The following is a 24,223-nucleotide window of genomic DNA, read 5'->3' on the forward strand; positions in this document are numbered from 1 at the left end:
ATCTCGGTCGCGGCGTCGCCGTCGCGGCGGCCGGTCACCACGCCGCCGGAGACCGAGACCTCGGACAGCAGGGTGGCCTGCGGAACACCGAGGCGTTCGGCGAGGAGGGCGGGCAGCACGCCCATCGTGCCGTCGGTGGAGGCCATGCCGCACACCACCAGGTCGTAGCCGGTCTTCTCCAGCGCCGCCGCGAGGATCGCGGAGGTACCCATCACATCGGTGCCGTGGATGTCGTCGTCATTGACGTGCACGGCCTTGTCCGCGCCCATCGACAGCGCCTTGCGCAGCGCGTCCTTCGCGTCGTCCGGGCCCACCGTCAGCACCGTCACCTCGGCGCCGTCGTTCGCCTCCGCGATCCGCAGCGCCTGCTCGACGCCGTACTCGTCCAGCTCCGACAGGAGGCCGTCCACGCCCTCCCGGTCGGTGGTCGCATCGTCCGCGAAGCGACGATCACCGGTCGCGTCGGGCACGTACTTCACACAGACAACGATCCTCAAGCTCACGGCCACCTTGTCCTTTCACGGCGCGGAGGGAACTCAGTACCCCCACTAGACCACACTCCGTGCCACAGATCCACTCTTTGATGGTTTGGAGTGAAGTGTGAGGGGACTCAGTGTCCCGAATGAGGGAACTGAGTGTCAGGTGGTCGGGGTGGGGTGGAGTGCGGCGGCCCAGCGCAGGGAGTACCAGGAGAGGCCTGCGAGCAGGGCGGCGCTGGGGAGTTCGGCGACGTAGGCGCATATCTCGGCGGTGCGGAAGGCGTCGCCGCGGTGGGCGGACCAGAGGTCGAAGAACGCGTCCATGGCCAGCAGGACAGCGGTGGCAGCGGCGATCGGGCTGGTGGCGCGGTGGCGGCGGCGGACCAGGGAGGCCAGCAGGAGCAGCGCGGCGGATTCGAGCAGGTCCAGCCAGACCCAGGAGTTGGACAGGTTGCGGGCGCCGAAGTGGCCGCGGACGTTCAGCGCCAGGTCGACGATCCACGGCAGGAGGAGCACGGCGGCGACCCGGAACACGATCGGCAGCCGGCGCAGCACCGCGTCCTCGTGGTTGGCCAGGGCCTTGCGGACGGCGGGGAGGGCCGGGGGGCGGATCGTGGGGCGGAATGCGGGCACGCCGTGATCATAGGGCTGACGCGTTCGCCGGGCGGGTGGACGGGTGGTCGGGCGGGTGGCCGGGCGGGTGGACGAAAACGTCGGCCGCCCGCGTGCGCGCGCGGGCGGCCGAACAGGAGGGGTGCGGGGGGCGGGTCAGGGCTCGCGGCGCAGGCGGACGGTGGAGTCGCGGTTCGGGCGGCCGTCGGGCTCGGTGACGGGGTGCTCGGGGTGGTCGTGCCGGGGGTGTTCCTCGGCGCGCTCCACCGTCCAGGCGCCCGGGGTCAGGTGCAGGGAGTCGAGCAGCTCGGCGGGGGTGGGGAAGGTCATTCCGGAGTGGTCGTGCCCGTGATTGTGCGAGGGCGCGTGGTCGTGGGCGTCGCTGTGGTTGTGGTTGTGGTCGTGGTCGTGGTCGTGGGTGTGCTTGTGCGAGTTGTCCTGCGCGTGGTTGTGCCGGGCGGGGGCGACGGCGTGGCTGACGATCAGCAGGGTGCCGCCGGGGGCGACCGCGTCGGCGGCGCGGCGCAGCACCCGTTCGCGCGGGAACTCGGCGGGGGAGTGCAGGAACTGGGCGGAGACCAGGTCGTAGGAACCCAACGGGAAAGCGTTTGCCAGGTCGGTGCGTTGCCAGCTGATCCGGTCGGCGACGCCGGCGGCCGCAGCGCGGGCGGCGGCCCGGTCCAGGGCGACCTGGGAGATGTCGACGGCGGTGACCCGCCAGCCCTGCTGGGCCAGCCAGATCGCGTCGCCGCCCTCGCCGCAGCCGAGATCGAGGGCGTGGCCGGGGGCGAGGCCGGTGACCTCGCGGGTGAGCGAGGCGTTGGGTCGGCCGCTCCAGATCTGCTCGCTCTCGCCGTAACGGTTCTCCCAGAACTCGACGGCCTCGACGGCGAGCCTGGTCTCCTCGGCGATCAGGTCGGCGTTGATCGCGAGGGCGGCCCGCAGGCCGTCGGCGGCGGCGACGGCGACCTGGGCCATCGGGTCGGTGAGGTTGCCGGCCGCCCACACGCCGGGGGCCTCGGTGGCGCCGGACGGGTCGGTGGTGGCGAGGCGTTCGCCCAGCTTGACGCCGTCGCGGACCAGGGGGGTCGGGGTGAGGCCGAGGCCGGCGAGGAACGGCGCGTGCATGGTCAGGCCGGTGGCGACGCCGAGCGCGTCGCAGTCGATCACGGTGCCGTCGGCGAGCCGGACGCCGGTGAGCGGGCCGGCCTCGTTCTCCGGCAGGACGGCGACGACCTCGCCGGTGTGCACGGTGATGCCGCGGGCGGCGAGTTCGCGCTGCTGCTGCTCGGTGAACGGCGCGGTGGTGTGGGCGAGCAGCGTGACGTCGGAGCTCCACTGGCGCCACAGCAGCGCCTGGTGGACGGCGAGTGCGGGTTCGGTGGCGAGCACCGCGATCCGGCGGTCGCGGACCTCCCAGCCGTGGCAGTACGGGCAGTGCAGCACCTGGCGTCCCCAGCGTTCGGCGAGGCCGGGCAGCTCGGGCAGTACGTCGGTGGTGCCGGTGGCCAGCAGCACCCGGCGGGCGTGCACGGCGCTGCCGTCGGACAGTTCGGCGCGGAAGGCGCCGTCCGGCTGCCGGGTGATGGCGCGTACTTCGGCGTCGTGGAACTCGCCGTCGTACGAGGCGACTTCGGCCCGGCCGCGGGCGAGGAGTTCGGTGGGCGGCACGCCCTCCTGGCCGAGCAGGCCGTGGGCGCCCTCGGCGGGCGCGTTGCGCGGTCGGCCGGCGTCGACGACCAGGACGGAGCGGCGGGCCCGGGCCAGGACGAGGGCGCCGCTCAGTCCGGCGGCGCCGCCGCCGACGACCAGGACGTCGTGGTGGCGGGCGGGGTGCGGGTGCGAGTCGCGGTGCGTGGCGGTCATGGCTCGATGGTGCGCCGCTGTGGCCGGATTGACAAACAATGTTGCTGAGGTGGCAAATGGAGGAAGTGGGTCGATGTCGAACGGAAGGGGTCGCGTGGTGGGCGCGGAGGACGAGGACTTCGAGGCGGTGCTGAGCGCGGTCGGGCCGCGGCTGCGGGCGATCCGGCAGCAGCGCGGCACCACGCTCGCGCAGCTCAGTGAGGAGACCGGCATCTCGGTGAGCACGCTCTCCCGGTTGGAGTCGGGTGGCCGCCGGCCGACGCTGGAGCTGCTGCTGCCACTGGCCCGGGCGCACGGGGTGGCGCTGGACGAGCTGGTGGACGCACCGCCGACGGGTGACCCCCGGGTGCGGCTGCGCCCGTTCGTCCGGCACGGCTGGACGTACCTGCCGCTGGCCCGCAACCTCGGCGGAATGCAGGCGTACAAGATGATCGTCCCGCCGGGGACTCGGGAGAACGCCGAACAGCGCACCCACGAGGGCCACGAGTGGCTGTACGTGCTGTCGGGTCAGCTGCGGCTGCGGCTCGGCGAGCACGACGTGGTGCTGAAGGCGGGCGAGGCGGCGGAGTTCGACACCCGCACGCCGCACGTGTTCACCAACGCGGGCCCGACGACGGTGGAGTTCCTGAGCCTGTTCGGGCCGCAGGGGGAGCGGGTGCATGTGCGGGCGCGCACCACGGGCAAGGAGAGTTGACGGTCCGGCATGGCCAAGCGCCGCGCACTGGGTGGGCGCGGCGCCGAAGTGCTGTGTGTGGCAGGTCAGTTGACGAGGGCGGTGGCGCCGCCGTACGTGATCGGGCTGTAGGAAGCCGAGAATTCGATGCTCGGGAAGCAGATGCTCGGGCCGGAGCTCTTGGTGAGGGGCTGTTTGACCAGGTTGATCTGCGTCAGGTTGTTGGTGGCGTAGCCGTTCAGGACGTTCGCGCGGAAGAAGCAAGTGGCGTTTCCGGCCAGCGTCTTGAGGACGACGGTGGCCTGGAGGATGCTGCCCGCGGAGGGGGTGAGGGTCACCGGGTAGCCGGTCGAGTCGGAGATGGCGAGCGTGTACGGCAGGTAGTTCATGGTCAGGCTGAGCACGGAGATGATTCCGACCTCGTTGGAGGTGCAGGCGCTGAAGGTGAGCGTGTCGACCGGGCCGGACACGATGACCGGGGGGTTCGGGTTGACGGCGAGCGTGCCGCCGATGTGGGAGGCGAGGCACTTGACGCCGGTGGTGGTGCCAGGGTTGTACATCGTCGCCACGGTGCCGGCGACCAGGTCGGCGGACAGCGGGTTGCCGGTGTTGACGGCGGGGCCGGTGGTGTGGAGAACCGGGGTTCCGGGCATGGCGCCGGCGGTACCGGCCGGGAGGGCAAGCAGGACGGTGGCGGCGGCCAGGGCGGCGGTGCGGGCGAAGAGGCGGTTGCGCACGAGAGTTCCTTCCGGTGGGTGGGGGGCGTCCGGTGAGGGTGGCCGAGTTCGACACCCGCACGCCGCGCGGGTTCACCAGCGCGGGCCCGACGCCGGTGGAGTTCCTGAGCCTGTTCGGGCCGCAGGGGGAGCGGGTGCATGTGCGGGCGCGGACCACGGGCACGGAGAGTTGACGGCCCGGAACGGCAAAGCGCCGCGCCCCGGCCGGGCGCGGCGCCGAAGTGCCGGGTGCGGAACGTCAGTTGACGAGGACGACCTGGCCGTTGCCCGGAGCGGTGTCGGTGACCGGGCCGTAGGAGGCCGAGAAGTCGATGGACGGGAAGCAGATGCTCGGACCGGTGGTCTTGGTGAAGTTCTGGGTGCTCAGGTTGATCTGCGCCGGGACGTTGGTGGCGGAGCCGGCCAGGTTCGGCGAGGTGGAGTGGTAGACGCAGGTGGCGGTTCCGGCCAGCGTCTTGAGGACGACGGTGGCCTGGATGACGCCCGCCGAGGTCGGGTCGAGACTGACCGGGAAGCCGGTCGAGTCGGAGATGCTCAGCGTGTAGGGCAGGTGGTCCATGGTCAGGCTGATCACGGAGGACACACCGACCACGTTGGAGGTGCAGCTGCCGAAGGTGAGCGTGTTGACCGGGCCGGAGGCGGTGCCCGGGGCGGGCGGGTTGACGGCGACCTTGCCGCCGATGTGGGAGGCGCCGCACTTGACGCCGGTGGTGGTGCCCGGGTTGTACATCGTCGCCACGGTGCCGGCGACCAGGTCCGCGGACAGCGGGTCGCCGACGTTGACGGCGGGGCCGCTGGTGTAGAGAACCGGGGAGCCGGGCACGGTGGCGTTGGCGGTGCCGGTCTGGAGGGCGATCAGGGCGGTCGCGGCGGCCAGGGCGGCGAAGAGGCGGTTGCGCACGAGGGTTCCTTCCGGTGGGTGGGGGGCGTCCGGTGAGGGTGGCCGAGTTCGACACCCGCACGCCGCACGTGTGCACCGACGCGGGCTCGTTCTACGCCGGCGGAGTTCCTGAGCCTGTTCGGGCCGCCGGGGAGCGGGTGCATGTGCGGGCGCGGACGGCCAAGGGCCGTTCAGACAGGGAGCTGACGGCAGGTCATGGCAGAGCGCCGCGCCGTGGGGCGGGGCGGCACCCGAAGTGCCGGGTCGGGAACGTCAGTTGACGAGGACGGTGGCGCCGCCGTCGGTGACCGGGCCGTAGGAGGCCGTGAACTCGATGCTCGGGAAGCAGATGCCCGGGCCGGAGGACTTGGTGAGGAGCTGCTTGACCAGGTTGATCTGCGGCGGGACGTTGGTGGCGTTGCCGTTCAGGACGTTCGCCTTGAGGACGCAAGTGGCGGTTCCGGCCAGCGTCTTGAGGACGGCGGTGGCCTGGATGACGTTGCCCGCGGAGGGGGTGAGAGACACCGGGTAGCCGGCCGTGTCGGAGATGGCGAGTGTGTACGGCAGGTTGTTCATGGTCAGGCTGGTCACGGAGATGACACCGGGCACGTTGGAGGTGCAGCCGCTGAACGTCAGCACGTTGACCGGGCCGGACGCGGTGCCGGGGGTGGTCGGGCCGACGATGGGGTTGGAGCCGACGGTGCCGCCGATGTGGGAGGCGGTGCACGTGACGCCGGTGGTGGTGCCGGGATTGAACATGGTCGCCACGGTGCCGGCGACCAGGTCGGCGGACAGCGGGTCGTTGACGTTCACGGCGCCGCTGCTGGTGTAGAGGAGGGGCCCGGCCACGGTGGCGTTGGCGGTGCCGGCCTGGAGGGCGACCAGGGCGGTGGCGGCGACCAGGGCGGCGGTGCCGGCGACGAGACGGTTGCGCATGAGGGTTCCTTCCGGTGGGTGGGGGCGTCCGGTGAGGGCGGCCCCGGCCGGGTGGCCGGGGCGGGGCTCCGGTGGTGCGGAGCGCGTGCCCGCCCGCGGCGGGGCGGGCACGAGTCGGTGGGGGAGCGGCCGGCCGGCGGGCGGCCGCCGCGTCAGGGAGCGGATCAGTGGCCGGCGCTGGCGGCCATGGCGGCGGTCAGGTCGGAGATGCTCTCGTCCAGCGCGAAGTTGGCGTTGGTCTGCTGGAAGCTCACCGAGTTCTTGCCGGGCGTGGCAGGCAGGTTCATGGTCCAGTTGATGATCTGGTTGAGCGAGCCGAGCAGGCCGCAGCCGTTGGCGCCGGGCACCGAGAAGGTGTTGTCGACCAGGTTCGCGTTGCTCTCGGAGACCACCAGCGCGTTGTGGCCGGCCGGGTCCATGGTGAAGTCGACGGTGCCGGGGTCACCGGTCATCGGGGCGGTCGGCGCGGGCGGGGCGGTGGTGCCGGTGGTGGGCTTGAGGATCAGCGGCGCGGAGTTCGAGCCGACGTAGCAGTCCGGGCCGAACAGCGCGTTGAACAGGTGCAGCTTGATCGGCAGTTGGAAGACGGGGTACGGCTCGCCGGTCGCCATCGGGGTGAACTTGCTGACGGAGCCCGCCAGTTCGACCTGGGCGAAGACGCTGGTGATGCCCGGCAGGAAGTTCTGGATACCGGGGATGGTGATCTCCACCATGGGCGCGCTCATCAGCGGGCCGTTGGTGGGCGGCACCACGTTGTACAGGTTGGCGGTGGTGCCGTCCGGGAAGGTCACCGAGGGCGCGGACTTGTCCCAGTAGAAGCCGAATTGAAGCTTGATCGGCGAGTTGAACGGCACCACCGTGCTGCCCAGGGTGAACTTCCCGGCATTGGTGATCGACACCAGGCAGCCGACCTGGAGGTTCTCCGGGTTCGTCATGGCGGGTGCGCTCAGCGGGCAGTTGCCCATGCCGGTGTACGGCCCGCCCGGCGCGGCGGCGGAGGCCGGGACGGTGCCGGCCAGCAGCGCGGCGCAGGCCAGCGCGGCCGGGACGGCGAGACGGCCGAGCAGTCGACGGGAGCCGCGGCGGGCGGCGGAGCGGTCGGAGCTGCTGGCGGAGTGGTCCGGCAGGGTACGGCGCATGGTGGGGGAACTCCTCAAGGCAAGGGATCGGGGGGGGTGGCGGCCCGTGCTGGACGCTTCAACGGCGATGCGGCATACGGGTGTTCAGCGAGCGGCCGGGTCGCTCGACGCCACGAGCGACCGGAACGAAGGCGCACGTCCGCACCTGCCGCCGGGGCGGTCCGTGGTACCGGGGCGGTCCGTACCGCCGGGGCGGAAAGTCACCCGGGGCCGCGCCGTGACAGCGCGCGGTTACCGCCGGGTACATCGCCAAGTTCTATGGGGGGCCGGACGGCAACGTCAAGGAGATGTGCGGAAGTTGGCAGGTCGGTGAGTGGAGTTCCAGTGCCTCCTCGCCACAATAGGCATTCCAGTCACAGGAGTTGACTGGCATTCAGATGTGTGGGGACGGTGCGCGAAGTATTGACCCGCCATGTACCCCGGGGTAACTTCCAGACAGCTCGCAGGTATGAGAAAGATCGTCAACTTCCTTGCAAAAAAAGATCGTTGACGCATCCGTCCACGCCAGGACCTCACCGCCGGCGAGGAGCGCACCCCCACTCGAACCCTCTGGAGCTGCACATGCCCCACCCCGCAGAACAGCCCGCCGTCACCCCTTCGGGGCGTGGCCGGGTCCGGCTGCGCCGCGCCGCACTGATGGCGATTCCCGCCTGCGTGACCGCCGGCGTCCTGGTGACCCTGACCGCGCAGAACGTCCTCGCCAACCAGTTCTCCATCTCGGGCATGGCCTTCGAGGTCACTGCCGACCGTTTGCACGGCACCGGGGTCGCGCAGTTCGGCGTACTGGACAACATGATCGAGAACAGCCCGAACGCCGGTGACACCGGCGGCCAGCTGTTCCTGATCCAGACCGCCGTCAAGTCGGCCGATCTGACGAAGCTCTGTCAGAGCGTCAACCTGGGCGGCATCAACCTGCTGATCACGGCGGGCGACAAGGGCACCCCTGTCCACGCCGAGAACCTCACCACCGACTCCGACCTGATGAGCGGCGAGGCCGAGTTCAAGGGTCTCGAAGTCGGCCGTGACGCCAGCACCTTCGACAAGGGCCCGGTCCAGGGCCCGCCCGGAATGTTCGGCCAGCAGGGCGACGAGGTGACCGTCGACCACTTCCGCCAGCGGAACTACGCCACCACCGCCGGAGTGTTCCGGCTGCCCAACATGCACCTCAGCTTCAGCACCGATGGCTGCTGAGTTCGACTCGGCACCGGACCGGGCGGCCGAGCACACCGCGGCCGCCCGGCCCACCGGTTCCGAGCACCCCGCCGTGGACGTTCCACCGGCCCCCGCCGCCCGCACCGGCTTCGCCGGCTGGCGCGACCGCCGCCCGTTCTGGGGCGGACTGCTGGTCACCCTCGCCGGCGCCGAGATCCTGTTCACCGAGAAAGCCCCGATGCACATGGTCATCCGCATCGGACTGCTCGGCCTGGCCGGCTATGTCATCCCGGCGCTCATGGTGCTCTGCGGACTGCTGCTGATCTTCCACCCCGTGCAACGGCTCTTCTACTCCCTGGTCGCGGTCCTCGCCACCCTCGGCAGCTGGATCACCTCCAACATCGGAGGGTTCTTCATCGGCCTGATCCTCGGCCTGATCGGCAGCACCCTGGCCTTCGGCTGGCTCCCCGACCAGCCCCTGAGCAAGCGCAAGGCGCGCCGCCTCGCCGAACGCGAAGCGACCCCGGCCTAGACCGGGGCGGCCCACGGCGCAGGAGCGTGGCCTGCGCCGTGCACACCGTCCGCGACCCCCGCACACCGAGCGGTCGGGGGCCGCGGACGGCATTCCTGCGCCCTCCCGCCGGTGCGGAGGGCATTCCTGCGATCTCCCGCCGGTGCGGACGGCATTCCTGTGACCTCCCGCCGGTGTGGACGGCATTCCTGCGACCTCCCGCCGGTGCGGAGGGCACCCCTCGCGGCCGCTGCCCGGCCCCGACGGTGCTCCGGTGTACGGCGTACGCAACGCACCCGCCGCACGCTTGGTAGCTTGAGCCGAGGACGGCCCAGCAGCGGCCGGGCGAACGGAACAGGACGGTCCGGTGCGAGTACTGCCATGCGGAAGCGATGCCGTCCTGATCGAGGCCGACACCGCCGAGCAGGTTCAGCAACTGCACGGTGCACTGCACACCGCACCACCCGCCGGCGTCACCGAACTCGTCCCCGCCGCGCGCACCTTGCTGGTCCGCTACGACCCCCGGGTCACCGACCCGGGCCGCCTGCGCGCCGCCATCACCGCCCTCGCAGCCCTCGCCGCACTGCCCCGCACCGACGCCGCCACCTCCGCCGACGCGGCCCGGACCGTCCGCGTCCCCGTCCGCTACGACGGGCCCGACCTCGCGGAGGTCGCCGCGCGCACCGGGCTGACCGAACGCCAGGTGATCGAACGCCACACCGCCGCGCACTACCGCGTCGCGTTCTGCGGCTTCGCCCCCGGATTCGCCTACCTCACCGGCCTCGACCCGCAGCTGCGCCTGCCCCGTCGCACCGAACCCCGCACCCGGGTGCCCGCCGGGTCCGTCGCCGTCGCCGACGAGTACACCGGTATCTACCCCAGCCCCTCGCCCGGCGGTTGGCACCTGCTCGGCAGCACCACCCTCACCCTGTGGGACCCCACCGCCGACCCGCCCACCCGGCTGCGCCCCGGCACCGCCGTCCGCTTCGTCGAAGTCGTCGAGGTCGTCGAGGTTGTCGAAGTTGTCGGAGCCGTGGGAGCAGCCGGAGCCGTCGAAGGTGTCAATGGTGTCGAAGCCCGGGAGAGCGCCGGGAGCGAGTCATGACGCGCGCCGAACTGCTGGTCCTGCGCGCCGGGTTCGGCGCCACCGTGCAGGACCTCGGACGCCCCGGGCTGGCCGCGCTCGGCGTCGGCCGGGCCGGGGCCGCCGACCGCGACGCGCTGCGGCTGGCCAACCGCCTGGTCGGCAACCCCGAGGACGCCGCAGGCCTCGAAGCCCCCATGGGCGGGCTGGAGTTGGCCTTCTCCCGCGCCGCCACCTGCGCGCTCACCGGCGCCGACTGCCCGGCCTGGATCGACGGCCGCCCCGCCGCCGCCCGCACCCCGCTGCACCTCCCCGCCGGCGCCCGGCTGCGCCTCGGCACCCCCACCCGCGGCCTGCGGGTCTACCTCGCCGTCCGCGGCGGCCTGGACGTTCCCCCGGTGCTCGGCTCGCGCGCCACCGACACCCTCGCCGGGATCGGTCCCGACCGGTTGGCGGCCGGGCAACTGCTGCCCCTCGGCGACGCCGCCACCGGCTGGCCCACCGCCGACCACGCCCCGCGCCCCGCCCCCGCCGACCGCACCGTCCTGCACGTGCTGCCCGGCCCCCGCGAGGACTGGTTCACCGCCGACGCGCTGCGCACCCTGCTCACCGAGCCGTACACCGTCACCCCCGACAGCGACCGGGTCGGCATGCGCCTGGACGGGCCCGCCCTGGAGCGTGCCCGCACCGGCGAACTCCCCTCCGAGGGCATGGTCGGCGGAGCGCTGCAAGTACCGCCGTCCGGGCGGCCGATCCTGTTCCTGGCCGACCACCCCGTCACCGGCGGCTACCCCGTCATCGCGGTGGTCCGCCGCGCCGACCTCGGCGCCGCCGCGCAGGCCCGCCCCGGCGACACCCTGCACTTCCGGCTTGCCTGAACTCGCGGCGCTGTCAGCCGAGTTGCACCACCCGCGCCCACTCCGGCGGCAGGTCCGGCCGATAGTTCGGATCGTTCTCGTTGACGTAGGACGGGCGGCGGAACAGGCCGACCACCGTCCGGCAGGCCGGCTGACGCGAGGGCCAGGGGGTCTGGCCGTCCGTCAGCGCCACCACCACGTCCGGGCCCGGGCGCAGCCGCAGCGCGGCCGCGAAGCCCTCCCGCAGGTCGGTGCCGCCACCGCCGATCAGTGTCAACATGCCGTCGCCGCCGATCCGTTGGACCTGCTGGGCGGCGGCGTCGCAGGAGATCACCGACAGCACCTCGCGCCGTCCGCCGAGGGTGCGGGCGATCGCGGAGATCTCCAGCAGCGCGGTGCCGAGCTCCTGGTCACTGACCGAGCCGGAGGTGTCCACCACGACGGCCACGCGCGGCAGTTGGTGGCGCAGCGCGGGCAGCACGACACCCGGTAGCGCGGTGGCGCGGCGCGCCGGGCGGCCGTAGGTGTAGTCGGAGCCCGCGCCCGCTCCGGCCACCGCCGAGCGGACCGCCGCGCCGAGCAACTCCCGCCACGGCTGCGGCGGATGGAACGCCTCCCGGGCCCAGCGCCGCCAGCCCGCCGGGGCCTCGCCCGGCCGCCCGAGGATGCCCTCGGCGACCCGGAACCGGACCAGGTCGCTCTCGTGCGCCTGAAGTCCTCGGCCGCCGTCCGGGCCGAGCTCCCACTCCCGGTCGTACCCGTCCGCTCCGCTGCCGCACTCCAGCCAACTGAAGCTCTGCGTCCGGGCGTTGAGTGTGAAACTCGGCAGGTAGTCCTCCATCAGCAGGTTCGGTGGCAGGCCGAGGGTCTCGGGGAGGACGGCGTCCTCGGGGCGGAGCAGGCCGTCGCCGAACACGTCGTCGTTGATCTCGCAGTCCGCCGCCAGGTTGATCCGCAGCCGGTCCCGGGGCCCGGCCAGGCCGAACTTGCGCATCGCCCGGTCGCTGCGGCGGGCGTGGTCGCGCAGCAGGTGGGAGACCTCGTGCACCCAGATCGAGGCGAGTTCCTCCTCCGGTCGGGCGGCCACGAACGCGGGGGAGACGTAGCAGCGCCAGTACTGGTCCACTGCCATGGTCGGCACCCGCATCGACTCGACCACCTGCATGGCGAACAGCGCGGTGGCCAGGTACGGGCGGGCCCGGACGGCCTGCAGGCGGGCCGCGTACAGCTTCTCCAGGTCCAGCGGCGGCCCGGCCGGGCGGGGTGCGGGCGGCCGGGGTGCGGGCGGCCGGGGTGCGTGCGGGTGCGGTGCGTAGGGCCGGGTCGGGACGGGCGCCGGGCGGGCCCGCGGCGGGCGCGGCTTCGGCGGGTCGGGCATCGGGTGGGGCGCGTTCGGCTTCGGGGCAGGAATCGGGTCGGCCTTCGGGTCGGCCTTCGGGTCGGCCTTCGGTTTCGGCTTCGGTTTCGGCGGGCCCTGGGTCGGGCGGGACGTGCTCATCGGCGGCCCGCGCCGGCGGCGGCGGAGACCCGGGCGGTGGCCCGGTCGGCGCGGCGGGACAGCTCCAGTGCGCCCGCGAAGCGTTCGATCAACGCCGGTACCTCCCAGTCGGGTTGGCGCAGCGAGGCGAGTGTGGTGACGGGCACCACCATGACGTCCGCCGTGCCGGTCTGCAGCGCCCGGGCCATCAACGCCCAGGCGGCGTCCCAGCGTTGCCGGGTCGGCCGGGTGCGTACGGCGGCGACCACCGCGTCCAGCACGGTCTGCCGCAGGTCGCCGCGGGCCGGGAGTTCCGCGTTGTCCGGGTCGGCGAGCAGGTCCTCGGGGGCGGGCAGGTCCATCCGGTCGATGGTGGCCAGCAGTTCGAGCCCGGGCCCGTCGCCGACCGTGCCGCGCACCAGCGCCGACAGCACCTCGCGGGACGACCCGGCGGCCGCACCGAACGCCAGCAGCCGCACCGTCATCTCCCAACTGCGCGGCGACGGCCATGCCTTGCCGCGCCGGGTCTCGGCGGACGGCAGCCGGTGGGTCAGCTCGGGCCGCACCGTCAGCAGGTCGCACACCGCGCGGCGGGCGAACTCGACGGCGGCGGGCAGCCGTTCGGCGTCCAGCCGGGGCAGCTCGGCGCGGGGCCACACCCCGCCGAGGCCGCGCACCACCACCTCCGGGTCGTGCACCCAGTCCAGGTGGACGAACCGGTTGGCGAGCGGCGCGCTCAGGTCCCAGCCGTCGGCGGCAGAGGCGCGCGGGTTGGCCGCCGCCACGATCCGCACCCCCGGCGGGAGCCGGAGTGCCCCGATGCGGCGCTCCAGCACCAGGCGCAGCAGCGCCGCCTGCACGGCCGGTGGGGCGGTGGAGAGTTCGTCGAGGAACAGCAGCCCGCGCCCCTGCCGGACCAGACGCACCGCCCAGTCCGGCGGCGCGAGCGGCACCCCGTCGGTGGCCGGGTCCGCGCCGATCACCGGCAGGCCGGAAAAGTCGGACGGCTCGTGCACGCTGGCGATCACCGTGGTGAGTGGCAGGTCGAGTTCGGCGGCGAGCTGGTTCAGCGCGGCGGTCTTTCCGATACCTGGCTCCCCCCAGAGAAGGACCGGCAGGTCGGCGGCGACGGCGAGGGTCAGGGCCTCGATCCGGAGGTCCTGGCGGGGTTCGGTGGCGGACTCGGCGAGTAGTGCCAACAGGTGGTCGGCGACGGCGAGTTGGGTGGTGGAAGACATGGGTGATCACCTGGGGAGGGAAGAGTCGGATCCCGGCGCGGCGGGCGCCGGGTGAAGGTCAGATCCGGTGCGCGAAGGCGCACGCGGTGTGTCGGTTGCACCACCTGTGGCCGCGAGGCGCGCGGGGGCGATGCGGGCGGCCGTTCGGCATGGGGTCGGGAGCGGGTTCGTGGGTACTGGGCCGGCGGCCGGGGCCGAGCCCGGCCCGGTGCAGCGCGGCCACCAGCCGTTGGTCGTCGTCCTCGGCCAGCCGGTCGGCGAGCGCCCCGGGGAGCAACGGCGCGTCCTCGCCGATCAGTTGACGGACGGCCGTGAGCGCGCCGGTTCGGTCGCCGTGCAGCAGGCGCTGCATGATGGCGTCCAGGTCGTCGGGCTGCCGGTGCGCACGGTCGATGGTCCGAAGGCAGGGCAGCGGTGGGCCGCCGAACGCCAACAGCAGCTCCTCCCGGCGCAGTTGCTCCGGTGGATGGTCCAGGGCGGTGAGCCGGCCGTCCACCAGCGCGACCCGGTGCCGGGCGCCCCGGCAGTCCACCAGCAGCGGATCCGCCGCGGACGGCGGCGCCGCGCGCACCGGGCGGTGGCCCGGGACGAGCGCCGCCATGACCAGCGGATGCAACCGGTCGGCGTCCAGCGCCCCGGAGCGCAGCAGCCAGAGGTCCGGCGGCGCCCAAGTGGCGGCGTCCGGGAGCACGGGCAGGCCGCCTGCGGCGCGCAGTTCCGTGCCGGTGGCGACGGTGGCGACGGTGGCGGGGCCGAGCAGCAGGAACCGGCGAGCGGCCAGCCGTGCCGCGACCGGCGTGTCGGGTGGCAATCCGTCGGCGGCACGCAGCAGCGCTGCCTCGAACTCCCAGGCGCCGTGGGTGACCTGACCATCCGTCAGATCTGCTGTCCGGTCGGCGAGTTCGGGAGCGCGGCGGGCGTCCCACAGGTGTCGGTGCAGGTCGAGGCGGAAGCGCGGCTGCGGGCGGGGGCCTGCGGCCGGGGTGGCCGGGTGCCACAGGGTCAGGGCGACCCGCTGGTCCCTCGACGCATGGCGCGGCGCGGTGCGGGCCACCAGGTGGAACGCGGTCGGCCCGTCCCGTGGATAGCGGGCCAGCGTGGCGCGCAGCCCCGGCCGCAGCAGCCCGTCAGGGGCCGTGCGGGGCAGGTGCCAGCGCAGCAGGTCCGGTGCCAAGTGGCGCAGGTCGGCGCGCAGTTGACCGGCAAGCTCGGAACCGTACGCGCGGGCCACGGCCCGGACGTCGAATTCCACGTCGAACCGGGCAGCAGCGCAGGCGCCGCCCCAGTCGCCGGCCTCGCGGCGGGCGGTGGCGGTCTCGATCATGGCCGGGGGAACGGCGAACTGCCGTACGCGCGGCCAGAAGCAGGTACGAGTGTCCTCGTCCATCAGCGAAGTGTGGTGCATCAGCACTCACTTCGAAGGGACAGGACCTCCAATCCGTGAGTAGTCATCGCCGGTGATCGTAGCGGGTCGCCGGGCGTGCTGTCAGCCCCGTTCGCCGGCGGGGCTGTGCGGCGTAGGGTGGCGGCAGGGAAGACCGGGGCAGAACCGGGGCGGGAGGTGCACGGCGGTGACAGGCGGGTGGCGGCGGCCGGTTCAGGTGCTGCGGCGGAGGCTGTTGCGGGAGATCAACGCCACGGTGCACGGCGCCGACCTGCATCTGGAACGCTACGACCGGCCGCCCGGCGACCCCGGCCTGTTCGGCCCGTCCAGCGTGGTCTGGCGGGTGCACGAGCAGTCCGCCGGGATGCTGGTGGGCGGGTTCGCCGCGCTGATGCTCCAGTCGCTGCACCCCGTGGCGATGCGGGCCGTCGCCGAGCACTCCGACTACCGCACCGACCCCACCGGGCGGCTGCACCGCACCGCACGCTTCGTCTCCACCACCACGCTCGGCTCCTCCTCCGCCGCCGAGGCCGCGATCGCGGACGTGCGCCGCATCCACCGTTACGTCCGCGGCTTCGACGCGACGGGTCGGCCGTACCGGGCCGACGAGCCGGAACTGCTGTGCTGGGTGCACACGGCGGAGGTGTCCTGCTTCCTGCTCGGCCATCAAGTCTTCGCCGGGAAACGGAGGTTGACCGGCGCCGGGTGCGATGCGTACCTGGCCGAGGTGGCACTGATCGGCGAACTGCTCGGCGCGGACGGGGTGCCCGCCTCACGCGCCGAGGTCGCCGCCTACCTGGCCCGGGTGCGCGGCGAACTGCGGGCCGGTCCTGAGGCGTTGGAGGCGGTCGCGCTGCTGCGGGGCTTCGGGCGCAGCCGACGGGAGCGCCTCGCGGTGCGGGTGCTCACCAACGCGGCGGTCGGGCTGCTGCCCGGCTGGGTCCGCGACGAACTCGGCATCCGCAGGCCGTGGATGGTGCGACGGTTGTGGGACCGGCCGCTGGCCCGGCTGCTCGGCGCGGTGATGGTGTGGGCGTGCGGCCTGTCCCCGGTCAGGGCGGCCGCCCACGCGCGGGTGCGGGCGCGCGTCCGGACGGCGGGGTAAGGCCGGGCGTACGGACGACGGGGTGAGGTCGGGCGTACGGGGAGTGGGCTTACCGGCCGGGCATGTTCGGGCGCGTTCGGGCGTGTTCGGGGGGTTGGAGCGGAGCGCGGAAGCGGCCGCTGTCCGGGGCTGGGTCCGGGCTTTGCGGCCGCTTCGGTGTGCCAGGGTTCGGTGTTGGGCACTGCGGGGAACGCGGGTGGGCCTCAGTACTGGGGCCGACGGCCGTGGTTCGCCTTGTGCCGGGCGCGGGTCTTCTTCTTGCGGCGTCGCTTTGACGACATGGCCACACTCTCCTCTCGCGACAGTGGACAACGGCCCCCCGTCCACGGTGCGCTTGTCGCCGTGCTGGTGCCAGCCGGGGCCGGGGACGCTCCGTTGCGAGGCGGACGCGCCCCGCACCGGCCGGGTGCGGCGGCGGATGGGGACGCACCATGGAGACGAGGGGGTCGAACCACTGCCGCGGGAGGCGAGATGTCGCACCACACGCACGGAACGCACGGAACCCACGGAACGCACGGCACTCACGACGCACCGGCCGACGAGTGGCCGCCCACCGAGACGCCGGAGGCCGGGATGACCGCCGAGGGCTCGCCGCCGCCGGACGAGAGCGAGAAGACGGCGGAGGACGGCCCCGAGTTCGCCGTGCCGGTCTCCTCGCCGCCGGAGCCGGAGGAGGACTGACCGCAGCGGCCCGCAAGCCGCGCAGGCGGTAGGGCCCGCAGGCAGGAGCGCCCTACGCCAGTAATGCCCTGCGCGCGTAGGCGGGAGGCGTCGACCTCCGCCCAGATGGACTTGCCCCGGGCGTGCGGGTCGGCGCCCCCCGCGGTCGACGGTGTGCTGCCCGATGTACAGGCTGTGACCGCCGTGACCGCCGTGACCGCCGTGACCGCCGGGGAGGCCGGGGAGGCCGGGGCAGCCGGGGCGGTGAGGGGTGCGCAGGGCGGGCAGCGCGGAGGACACGTCGGCCCGGCCGGAGGCGGCGGCTCTCAGCGGCGGGCGAGGCGCCGTTCGCCGCCTGCGCCGGTGGCGTAGTCGATGTTGTAGTGAGCGAACACCTCGGGTTCCTGGTCGGCGGGCAGGATGCCGTCGGGGTCGATGGACGGGGCGTTCTTCACGTCGTCGCGGCCGTACGGGACCCGCAGGTAGCCCGGGCCGGCCACCGCGTTCACGATCGGGACGAACACCAGGCGTTTCTGCCGGCCGAACATGCCGACCGTGACGGTGGCGAAGTACGGCAGGTCGGTGGCGGTGTCCACGTAGACGTTCTCCAGGGTGCCGATCTTCTTGCTGTCCTGGTCGACCACGTCGTGGCCGCGCCACTCGCGGATTTCGGCGATCTCGATCATTGACGGCCTCCGATGGCTGGATGGTCCGCCGGTGGTGCGGCCTGCCGCTGGTACGGCCTGCCGGTGCTACGGACCGTGGCTGGACGGGGATTCCCGACCTGTCCATGGTCATCGACGGTGCGCGGGTCCGCCCGTTCGCGCATCGGCGTCCTGCGGGAGCAGCAGGCCGGCCAGCTCGTCGAGGAGTTCGGTGACCCGGCGGGCCTGCGCCGGGTCGGGGACGGCCTTGGCGATGACGGGTTCGGCCGGGCGGGCGACCCGGGCGCGGATGTGTCCGCGGGCGAGTCCGGAGGCGCGCAGCAGGGTGCGGCGGCCGTCCGCCGGGTCGGGCGTGGCGTCCAGCAGGCCGCGTTCGCGCAGACGGGCGACGGAGGTGGAGACGTGGCTCTGGGCGAAGCCGGTGCGCGCCCGGATGTCCTGCACCGAGGTGTCCGGGTGCCGGTACACGTCGGAGATCACCGCGATCTCGCCGGGGGAGAGGGTCGCCGAGGCGTGGTCGGTGACCAGCTCCCGGCCGAGCTCGGTCAGTCGCTTGCCGAGCCGCAGAAGTCGTACGCCGTCCATGCGCGGCAGAATACATCTTCACAGATGCATCGGCGCCGATGTATTTTTCCGGCATGACGACCCAAGAGCCGGCCCGCCCCGGCCTGCCGGCCGCCGAGCAGTCGAGCCCCGCACATTCCGGCCGGCCGGCCGCCGAGCGGCTGAGCCCCGTGTCGCGCACCGCCGTCGCCGTGGCCCGGGTCCGCGCCTACGAGAGCGCCCAGCCCGACCCGCTGTTCACCGACCCGTACGCGCTCGCCTTCGTCACCGCCGCCGGCCACCCGCCCCGCCCCGGCGGCGCACCGCTCGGGCCGTTCGCCCAGCGCCTGCTCCTGCACGGCATCCTGCGCACCCGGCACTACGACGACCGGCTGCTCGCCGCCGGTGCCCGCCAGGTCGTGCTGCTCGCCGCCGGACTCGACACCCGCGCCCACCGGCTGCCCTGGCCGGACGGCACCCGCCTGTTCGAACTGGACCTGCCGCCCGTCCTCGCCTTCAAGGACCGGATCCTCGCCGAACGCGGCGCTCGGCCGCAGTGCGAGCGCATCACGCTGCCCGCCGACCTCACCGACCCCGGCTGGCCCGAACTGCTGCGGAGCGCCGGCTTCGACCCCGGGCAGCCCGCCGCCTGGCTGGCGGAGGGACTACTGGTCTACCTCGACGCCGACCAGGCCGCCCAACTGCTCACCACCGTCGGCGAGTTGTCCGCCCCAGGCAGCCGCCTGCTGGTCGAGAAGGGCCGCGACACCAGCCGCACCCCCGTCGAGGAGGGCCTCACCGAGATGACCGCCCTGTGGCGCGGCGGCCTCGGACCCGGCACCGCCGACTGGCTCGACACCCACGGCTGGACCACCCGCTTCACCGCCCTCGACGAACTCGCCGCCACCCACGGCCGGTTGCTGCCGCCAGGCGTTGCCGGGGGCGAGCCGTCCGGGTTCCTGGAGGCCGTCCGCAGCTGACCGCCAACGCGGCTGCCACATCCGCGTCAGGAGTGCGCCGAAAGGTACATCGCCCGGCGGTGACACCCCCCCCGGGCCGGTCCGCGTTGACGCGGGGTGGGTCGCGGTGATGGAGTCCGGACCGGTGCTGTGCGTTCGCCCTGATGGGAGGCTGGTTTCGATGGCGGGTCGGTCGATCACCGTGGTCGGGGAGTGCGTCGCCGACGCCTTCGTGGAGCGCGGCGCGGCGCGGCCGGGTGAGCTGGCGCTGCGGGTGCTGCCGGGTGGGGGTCCGGCGAACACCGCTGTCGCGCTGGCCCGGCTGGGCACGCCCACGCGGTTCCTCGGCCGGATCTCCACCGACCCGTACGGCGAACTGTTCCGCGAGCGTCTGGCCGGCTCCGGCGTGGACCTGTCGGGCACGGTACGGGCCGCCGAGCCGAGCACCCTGGCGCTGGCCGCGCTCGACGGCGACGGCCACGCCGACTACTCGTTCCACGCCGAGGGGACCGCCGACTGGCAGTGGACGGAACGGGAGTTGACCGCGGCCCGCTCCGACGGCGCGGTGTGCGTGCACACCGGTTCACTCGCGCTGGTGCGCGAGCCCGGCGGGCCACGGATCGAGGACCTGCTGGCCGAGGTGCGGGCCGAGGCCACCGTCTCGATCGACCCGAACGTCCGCCCGCTGCTGGTCGACCCGGCCGCCTACCGGCGGCGGCTGGCCCGCTGGTGCGAACTCGCCGACATCCTGCGACTGAGCGCCGACGACCTGGCGCATCTGCTCCCCGGCGCCACGCCCGAGCAGGCCTGCGACCACTGGCACGAGGCGGGCGCCCGACTGGTGGTGATCACCCTGGCCGAACACGGCGCGCTCGCCTCCCTGGACGGCCGGCGGATCCGGGTGCCCGCACCGCCGACCACCGTGGTGGACACCGTCGGCGCGGGCGACTCGTTCACCGCCGGACTGCTCCACTCGCTGGCCGAACAGGGCGCCCTGGGCGGGAGGTTGGACCCGCTGACGGTCGAGGGCCTGGAGCGGGCGGGTGGCTTCGCGTCGCGGGTCGCGGCACGGACGGTGGCGGTGGCGGGCGCGAATCCGCCGTGGGCAGGAGAGCTCTGAGCGCAAGCTGACGCACCGTCATCAGCACCATGGGCCAACCTCGTTGGGGAGTTGCGTGATCGCGTCGGCCGAACGCGGCATGCCGACCCCGCCGGGCCGGCCGGGCGCATGGGGAGGACGGCTGCGCCCGCTGACCGGAGTCGAGCGTCGGCGCGAGCCCGGGTGCCGTCACCAGGGCAGCGGGCCGTCCTCGTTGAAGAACTGTCCGTTCGGGCCTCCGGCGGGCAGGGTGGCCAGGCGGACGGCGATCACCGCGCCCTGGGCAGGAGTTCGGGTGCCGCGGTGGCCGTTGAGGTCGGTGTCGCAGTAACCCGGGCAGGCGAGATTGACCAGGATGCCGGTGTCGCTCAACTCCTTGGCGTACTGCAGGGTCACGGCGTTCAGGAGGGTCTTGGACGGCCCGTAGGCGGCCGAGGCCGGTCCGGTGAACGCCTCGGGATCGGACTGGAGCGTCAACGAGCCGACGGCGCTGGACATGTTGACGATCCGCGGGGCGGCCGAGCGGCGCAGCAGCGGCAGGACCGCGTTGGTCACCCGGATCACCCCGAGCACGTTGGTCTCCATCACCAGCCGCACCGCTGCGAGGTCGGCCGTGCTCGGCTGCTGCGACCAACCACCCGCCACCGCCGCGTTGTTGACCAGCACGTCGAGCCGCCCGAAGCGCTCCGCGAGCAGCTCGGCGGCGGCCGTCGCGGAGTCGTCGTCGGTGACGTCGAGCGGAACCCCGAACGCGTTCGCACCGCCAGCGCGCAGCGCCCGCACGGCGTCCTCGCGCCGCCGCTCGTCGCGGGCTCCCACGCCGACCTGCCAGCCCAACGCGCCGAGGCCCGCCGCGATTTCGTACCCGATGCCCTTGTTCGCGCCGGTCACCAGCGCCACGGTCCGCCCGTTCGTGTTCTCGTTCATGCCGCCATCCTCCGGCCCGGCCGGGGCGGGTGGCCAAGACCGATCCGGTGGCCCGGCGATACCGGGCGGGTATCGCCGTAGGCTGGGGCCATGGAGACCAGGGAACTGCGCTACTTCGTGGCCGTGGCCGAGGAGTTGAACTTCGGCCGGGCGGCGCGGCGGCTGGGGATGGCACAGCCGCCGCTGTCGCGGGCGATCGCGCAGTTGGAGCGACGGCTCGGCACCGTCCTGCTGGAACGCGACAGCCACGGCGTGGCACTGACCGGCGCGGGTCACGTCCTGCTGCGCGAGGGCCGCACCGTGCTGGCGGCGGTGGCCGCGGCGGAGGCGCGCACCCGGCGGGCCGGACAGGCGCCCGGTCTGGCCCTGGCGGCGAAGGCCGGCGCGTCCACCGAACTGCTGGCGGCCCTGCTCGACGCGTACGCCGCCGGGCCGGACCCGGTGCCGGTGGACCTGCGGCTGTGCCGGTTCGGCGAGCAGGAACGCCTGCTGCGCGAAGGCGCGGTGGACGCGGCGCTGCTGCACCTGCCGTTCGACTCCACCGACGGCCTGGACAGCGAGGAACTGCACACCGAGGGACGGGTCGCACTGCTCCCGGCCGGCCACCCGCTGGCCGCCCGCCCGTCCCTGCGGCTCGCGGAACTCGCCGCCCTGCCGGACCTGCCCGCACCGCGCTTCCCCCGCCGCGACGGCAGCTACCCCGAAGGCCCCGGCCCCGAGATCCGCGACAGCACCCAGCTCACCGAACTGGTCGCGCTCGGTCGGATGCACGCCGTGCTGCCGGACTCCGCCCGCAGCCAGCTGCGCCCCGGCGTCGCCGTCGTCCCCGTGCCCGACGCCCCGCCCGTCACCACCGTGCTGGCCTGGGACCCGGCCGCCCGCTCCCGCCCGCTGGCCGAGCTGGTGCGGGCGGCGAACGTGGCCCTCGGCGGCCCGAACGGTGCTGCTGGGCACGGTGGTTGACCGATCGGGTCAGCGCCCCGCGAGGGTGTCGAGGGCGGGCGGCTGCCAGGTGAACGTGGGCGCGGAGCGGTCGAGCAGGACGCGGGCGGGCAGGCGTCCGGCGAGGGCGAGTGCGCCGTCGCGCAGCAGGACGCCCGGGCGGGAGTGGGTGGCGACCAGGCGGCCCATGGTGTGGGAGCCCGCGACGATCCGCGAGGTGCGGGGCAGACGGGCGTCCGAGTAGGCGCGGAGAGCGGCGAGCGGGTCCGACGCGTGCTGCGGGGAGGGGAACGTGGCCAGCGGGTCCGACGCGTGCTGCGGGAAGGGGAGCGTGGCCAGCGGGTCCGACGCGTGCTGCGGGGAAGGGAGCGTGGCGGCGAGGACCACCGCGTCCTCGATGGCCTGGCAGGCGCCCTGCCCCTGGAACGGCGACATGGCGTGCGCGGCGTCGCCGAGCAGCGCGACCCGTCCGCGATGGAATGCGGGCAGCGGGTCGGTGAGCGCCCACACGTCGTGGCGGAGCACCCGGTCGGCGTCGGTGCGGCGGAGCAGTTCCGGCAGCGGGGCGCACCAACTGCCGTACCGGCGCAGCAATTCGGCGTGCTCGTCGCCGCCGTCCGCGCGCTGCCCCGCCGGTGCGAGGGCGGCCGCGTACACGTACACCCGCCCGCCGGCGAGCGGCACGATGCCCGCGAGCGCGCCGCGTCCCCACACCTCGCCGACGATGGCCGGCGGGCGTTCGGGGTCGTCGATGACGGTGCGCCACGTGGTGAACCCCGAGTAGCGCGGCCCCGGGTGCTCCGGGAAGAGCTGTGTGCGGGTGGCGGAGCGGATGCCGTCGGCCGCGACGACGAGGGACGCCTCGCGCCGGCCGTCCCCGGTCTCGACCAGGGCCGGGGAGTGGGCGTCGCCGGCGTCGAGCAGGGTGGCCGGGGAGTCGGTGCGGACGGTGCCGGGCGGGAGGGCGTCCAGCAGTGCGGCGATCAGCTCGGCCCGCGCGACACCCAGCACCGGATCGCCGAAGTGCTGCTGCACGGCCTCGGTGTCGGTCCGGGCCAGCCACCGGCCGGACGGGCGGCGCAGGCCGACGGCCGGGTGCCGCACCGCGAGGGCGCGCAGGCGCCCACCGACACCGAGAACGTCCAGCGCCCGCAAGGCATTTGGCGCCAGCGCCAGCCCCGCACCGACCGGTTCGAGGCTCGCGGCGCGCTCGTGCACGGTGACGGGGATGCCGCGGCGGTGCAGGGCGAGGGCGGCGGCGAGGCCGCCGATGCCACCACCGAGAACGATCGCTGGGCGCGGGTCGGTGGCGGGGTGCGGGGAGGGGTGCGGGGCGGAGGGCATGGCGGGCTCCGATCGGCCGGTTGACTACACCTGTAGTTCCGAGTGCTGAGGCTGAGCGTACTACGGCTGTAGTGCGGGTGGGGAGGGGGTCTCGCCGGGGGTGGGGGAGCCGACTCAGGCGGGCGCTGCCGGCCCTGCGGGCGCTGCGGAGGCTGAGTGGATGGCCTGCAGGGCGGATCGGGGCGTCCAGCGGGTGGTGGCGCCCGGGCGGGTGGCGAGGTAGGCGGCGGCTTGGGCGGGCGTCCAGCCGTGGGATTCGGCGAGGCCGGTGGCGACGGCGGCGAGATAGGCGGCGGTGGGCGGGTTGAGGTCGGCGTCGGCGAGCGTCCAGGGGGAGGTGAAGGTGAGGACGGGAATGCCGTCGATGTTGCCGAGGTGGAGCAGGGTCTCGTAGCGGCCGGGGCCGAGCTGGTCGCGGCCGGTGGTCAGGACGCGGGTGAGGTCGAGGTCGGCGCCGGGTTCGCGGCCCATCTCCTGGGCGGCGATGTCGGCGAACTGCCCGGCGGTGACGAGGTGGGCCCGGGCCGGCATCTCGCCGTGGCGGGTGGGGTCGTAGAAGGCGATGCCGCCCGTCCACACCAGGGATTCGTGCGCGAAGTACAGGATTCCGGGCAGCCGGATCGGCAACGTCCGTTCGGGCGGCGTGCGGTCGCGACAGCCCGGGTGCACGCGGGTGCCGTCGTTCGGGCGCCCGCCGGTGATGTAGCGCGCGAGGCGGCCGGCGCTCATGTTCGAGCCGTAGGCCGCGTACCACACCTTGGTGCCGGGGCCGGTCGGCGCAGGCTGGGGGCGGGGTGGCGCAGGCTGGGGGCTCGGCGGCGCGGGTTGGGGGCGGGGTGGCGCGGGTTGGGGGCGGGGCGGCCGAATCTCGTTCATGTGGCAGAAGGTAGTGGTGACCTGACGTTCCGTGCGCGAGGGTGTGGCGGGGTTTGGGAGTTGCGGGCGGGGCGCGGG

26 protein-coding genes and 1 pseudogene are annotated in these 24,223 nt (G+C 73.9%); 11 read left to right on the top strand and 16 right to left on the bottom strand.

Annotated elements, in window-relative coordinates; translation table 11 throughout:
* The 3 genes from ACZ6R9_RS32920 to ACZ6R9_RS32930 all read right to left on the bottom strand — a co-directional run.
* The coding region (locus tag ACZ6R9_RS32920; RefSeq protein WP_465542366.1) for an electron transfer flavoprotein subunit beta/FixA family protein at nt 1-503 on the bottom strand (503 nt) is incomplete at its 3' end.
* Nucleotides 504-638: 135 nt separating this feature from the next.
* The gene (locus ACZ6R9_RS32925) at nt 639-1,112 is read right to left on the bottom strand and encodes a hypothetical protein (RefSeq protein ID WP_465542368.1); all 474 of its coding nucleotides are present in this window, start codon (nt 1,110-1,112) and stop codon (nt 639-641) included.
* 135 nt (nt 1,113-1,247) lie between these two features.
* Nucleotides 1,248-2,957, bottom strand: coding sequence for an FAD-dependent oxidoreductase (locus tag ACZ6R9_RS32930; protein WP_465542370.1), 1,710 nt, complete (start codon nt 2,955-2,957; stop codon nt 1,248-1,250).
* 73 nt (nt 2,958-3,030) lie between these two features.
* Here ACZ6R9_RS32930 and ACZ6R9_RS32935 point away from each other — a divergent pair, with 73 nt between their 5' ends.
* Entirely contained in the window at nt 3,031-3,651 is a 621-nt protein-coding gene (locus tag ACZ6R9_RS32935) for a helix-turn-helix domain-containing protein (RefSeq protein ID WP_380479179.1), read from the top strand.
* A 65-nt stretch (nt 3,652-3,716) separates the two neighbouring features.
* On the opposite strand, the gene ACZ6R9_RS32940 is transcribed toward ACZ6R9_RS32935, so the two are convergent.
* A complete protein-coding gene (locus ACZ6R9_RS32940) occupies nt 3,717-4,367 on the bottom strand; it encodes a Tat pathway signal sequence domain protein (protein WP_380479176.1) in 651 nt (216 codons plus the stop codon).
* A 41-nt stretch (nt 4,368-4,408) separates the two neighbouring features.
* On the opposite strand from ACZ6R9_RS32940, the pseudogene ACZ6R9_RS32945 reads away from it, so the two are divergent.
* Nucleotides 4,409-4,540 (top strand): annotated as a pseudogene (locus ACZ6R9_RS32945) (XRE family transcriptional regulator); the annotation flags it as partial.
* Nucleotides 4,541-4,605: 65 nt separating this feature from the next.
* Here ACZ6R9_RS32945 and ACZ6R9_RS32950 read toward each other — a convergent pair.
* The 3 genes from ACZ6R9_RS32950 to ACZ6R9_RS32960 form a co-directional block, all read right to left on the bottom strand.
* On the bottom strand, nt 4,606-5,268 hold the full coding sequence (locus tag ACZ6R9_RS32950; RefSeq protein ID WP_465542373.1) for a Tat pathway signal sequence domain protein: 663 nt from the start codon (nt 5,266-5,268) through the stop codon (nt 4,606-4,608).
* 252 nt (nt 5,269-5,520) lie between these two features.
* A complete protein-coding gene (locus tag ACZ6R9_RS32955) occupies nt 5,521-6,183 on the bottom strand; it encodes a Tat pathway signal sequence domain protein (RefSeq protein ID WP_465542375.1) in 663 nt (220 codons plus the stop codon).
* A gap of 164 nt (nt 6,184-6,347) precedes the next feature.
* Nucleotides 6,348-7,322 (bottom strand): hypothetical protein, encoded by a 975-nt coding sequence (locus ACZ6R9_RS32960; RefSeq protein WP_465542377.1) that lies wholly within the window; start codon nt 7,320-7,322, stop codon nt 6,348-6,350.
* Nucleotides 7,323-7,883: 561 nt separating this feature from the next.
* On the opposite strand from ACZ6R9_RS32960, the gene ACZ6R9_RS32965 reads away from it, so the two are divergent.
* The 4 genes from ACZ6R9_RS32965 to ACZ6R9_RS32980 all read left to right on the top strand — a co-directional run bounded on the left by ACZ6R9_RS32965 (nt 7,884) and on the right by ACZ6R9_RS32980 (nt 10,947).
* Nucleotides 7,884-8,513 (top strand): DUF6230 family protein, encoded by a 630-nt coding sequence (locus tag ACZ6R9_RS32965; protein ID WP_380479166.1) that lies wholly within the window; start codon nt 7,884-7,886, stop codon nt 8,511-8,513.
* Nucleotides 8,503-9,006: a DUF6114 domain-containing protein gene (locus tag ACZ6R9_RS32970; protein ID WP_380479163.1), complete on the top strand. Its 504-nt coding sequence runs from the start codon at nt 8,503-8,505 to the stop codon at nt 9,004-9,006. Before ACZ6R9_RS32965 ends, ACZ6R9_RS32970 begins: the two co-directional genes overlap by 11 nt.
* 346 nt (nt 9,007-9,352) lie before the next feature.
* Entirely contained in the window at nt 9,353-10,090 is a 738-nt protein-coding gene (pxpB, locus tag ACZ6R9_RS32975) for a 5-oxoprolinase subunit PxpB (protein ID WP_465542379.1), read from the top strand.
* On the top strand, nt 10,087-10,947 hold the full coding sequence (locus tag ACZ6R9_RS32980) for a 5-oxoprolinase subunit C family protein (RefSeq protein ID WP_465542381.1): 861 nt from the start codon (nt 10,087-10,089) through the stop codon (nt 10,945-10,947). Before pxpB ends, ACZ6R9_RS32980 begins: the two co-directional genes overlap by 4 nt.
* Nucleotides 10,948-10,960: 13 nt before the next feature.
* Here the strand turns inward: ACZ6R9_RS32980 and ACZ6R9_RS32985 are convergent, their stop codons facing one another.
* The 3 genes from ACZ6R9_RS32985 to ACZ6R9_RS32995 form a co-directional block, all read right to left on the bottom strand.
* Nucleotides 10,961-12,304, bottom strand: coding sequence for a vWA domain-containing protein (locus ACZ6R9_RS32985; RefSeq protein WP_465542462.1), 1,344 nt, complete (start codon nt 12,302-12,304; stop codon nt 10,961-10,963).
* 116 nt (nt 12,305-12,420) lie between these two features.
* Nucleotides 12,421-13,641, bottom strand: coding sequence for an AAA family ATPase (locus tag ACZ6R9_RS32990; RefSeq protein WP_465542383.1), 1,221 nt, complete (start codon nt 13,639-13,641; stop codon nt 12,421-12,423).
* A 58-nt stretch (nt 13,642-13,699) separates the two neighbouring features.
* On the bottom strand, nt 13,700-15,028 hold the full coding sequence (locus tag ACZ6R9_RS32995) for a hypothetical protein (RefSeq protein ID WP_465542385.1): 1,329 nt from the start codon (nt 15,026-15,028) through the stop codon (nt 13,700-13,702).
* Nucleotides 15,029-15,260: 232 nt separating this feature from the next.
* On the opposite strand from ACZ6R9_RS32995, the gene ACZ6R9_RS33000 reads away from it, so the two are divergent.
* Nucleotides 15,261-16,130, top strand: coding sequence for an oxygenase MpaB family protein (locus ACZ6R9_RS33000; protein ID WP_465542389.1), 870 nt, complete (start codon nt 15,261-15,263; stop codon nt 16,128-16,130).
* A gap of 203 nt (nt 16,131-16,333) precedes the next feature.
* Here the strand turns inward: ACZ6R9_RS33000 and ACZ6R9_RS33005 are convergent, their stop codons facing one another.
* A complete protein-coding gene (locus ACZ6R9_RS33005; RefSeq protein ID WP_465542464.1) occupies nt 16,334-16,411 on the bottom strand; it encodes a hypothetical protein in 78 nt (25 codons plus the stop codon).
* 190 nt (nt 16,412-16,601) lie between these two features.
* Between ACZ6R9_RS33005 and ACZ6R9_RS33010 the strand changes: the two genes are divergently transcribed.
* Nucleotides 16,602-16,811 (top strand): hypothetical protein, encoded by a 210-nt coding sequence (locus ACZ6R9_RS33010; RefSeq protein WP_465542391.1) that lies wholly within the window; start codon nt 16,602-16,604, stop codon nt 16,809-16,811.
* Nucleotides 16,812-17,116: 305 nt separating this feature from the next.
* Here the strand turns inward: ACZ6R9_RS33010 and ACZ6R9_RS33015 are convergent, their stop codons facing one another.
* Both ACZ6R9_RS33015 and ACZ6R9_RS33020 read right to left on the bottom strand, forming a co-directional pair.
* On the bottom strand, nt 17,117-17,476 hold the full coding sequence (locus tag ACZ6R9_RS33015; protein ID WP_380479147.1) for a PRC-barrel domain-containing protein: 360 nt from the start codon (nt 17,474-17,476) through the stop codon (nt 17,117-17,119).
* Between the two features lie 108 nt (nt 17,477-17,584).
* On the bottom strand, nt 17,585-18,040 hold the full coding sequence (locus ACZ6R9_RS33020) for a MarR family transcriptional regulator (RefSeq protein ID WP_465542393.1): 456 nt from the start codon (nt 18,038-18,040) through the stop codon (nt 17,585-17,587).
* Between the two features lie 53 nt (nt 18,041-18,093).
* On the opposite strand from ACZ6R9_RS33020, the gene ACZ6R9_RS33025 reads away from it, so the two are divergent.
* Both ACZ6R9_RS33025 and ACZ6R9_RS33030 read left to right on the top strand, forming a co-directional pair.
* Nucleotides 18,094-18,978 carry an SAM-dependent methyltransferase gene (locus tag ACZ6R9_RS33025; RefSeq protein WP_465542395.1) on the top strand — a complete coding sequence of 295 codons (885 nt, stop codon included), beginning with the start codon at nt 18,094-18,096 and terminating at the stop codon, nt 18,976-18,978.
* A gap of 160 nt (nt 18,979-19,138) precedes the next feature.
* A complete protein-coding gene (locus tag ACZ6R9_RS33030; RefSeq protein ID WP_465542397.1) occupies nt 19,139-20,077 on the top strand; it encodes a carbohydrate kinase family protein in 939 nt (312 codons plus the stop codon).
* Nucleotides 20,078-20,245: 168 nt separating this feature from the next.
* Here ACZ6R9_RS33030 and ACZ6R9_RS33035 read toward each other — a convergent pair whose 3' ends face one another.
* Nucleotides 20,246-20,983, bottom strand: coding sequence for an SDR family oxidoreductase (locus ACZ6R9_RS33035; RefSeq protein WP_465542399.1), 738 nt, complete (start codon nt 20,981-20,983; stop codon nt 20,246-20,248).
* Nucleotides 20,984-21,073: 90 nt separating this feature from the next.
* Here ACZ6R9_RS33035 and ACZ6R9_RS33040 point away from each other — a divergent pair, with 90 nt between their 5' ends.
* Nucleotides 21,074-21,946: a LysR family transcriptional regulator gene (locus tag ACZ6R9_RS33040; protein WP_465542401.1), complete on the top strand. Its 873-nt coding sequence runs from the start codon at nt 21,074-21,076 to the stop codon at nt 21,944-21,946.
* A gap of 9 nt (nt 21,947-21,955) precedes the next feature.
* Here the strand turns inward: ACZ6R9_RS33040 and ACZ6R9_RS33045 are convergent, their stop codons facing one another.
* On the bottom strand, nt 21,956-23,269 hold the full coding sequence (locus tag ACZ6R9_RS33045; protein WP_465542403.1) for an FAD-dependent monooxygenase: 1,314 nt from the start codon (nt 23,267-23,269) through the stop codon (nt 21,956-21,958).
* Between the two features lie 114 nt (nt 23,270-23,383).
* Nucleotides 23,384-24,145 (bottom strand): histone deacetylase, encoded by a 762-nt coding sequence (locus tag ACZ6R9_RS33050; RefSeq protein ID WP_465542405.1) that lies wholly within the window; start codon nt 24,143-24,145, stop codon nt 23,384-23,386.
* Nucleotides 24,146-24,223 lie beyond the last annotated feature (78 nt).

This window comes from Kitasatospora sp. NPDC048662 (assembly GCF_055587065.1).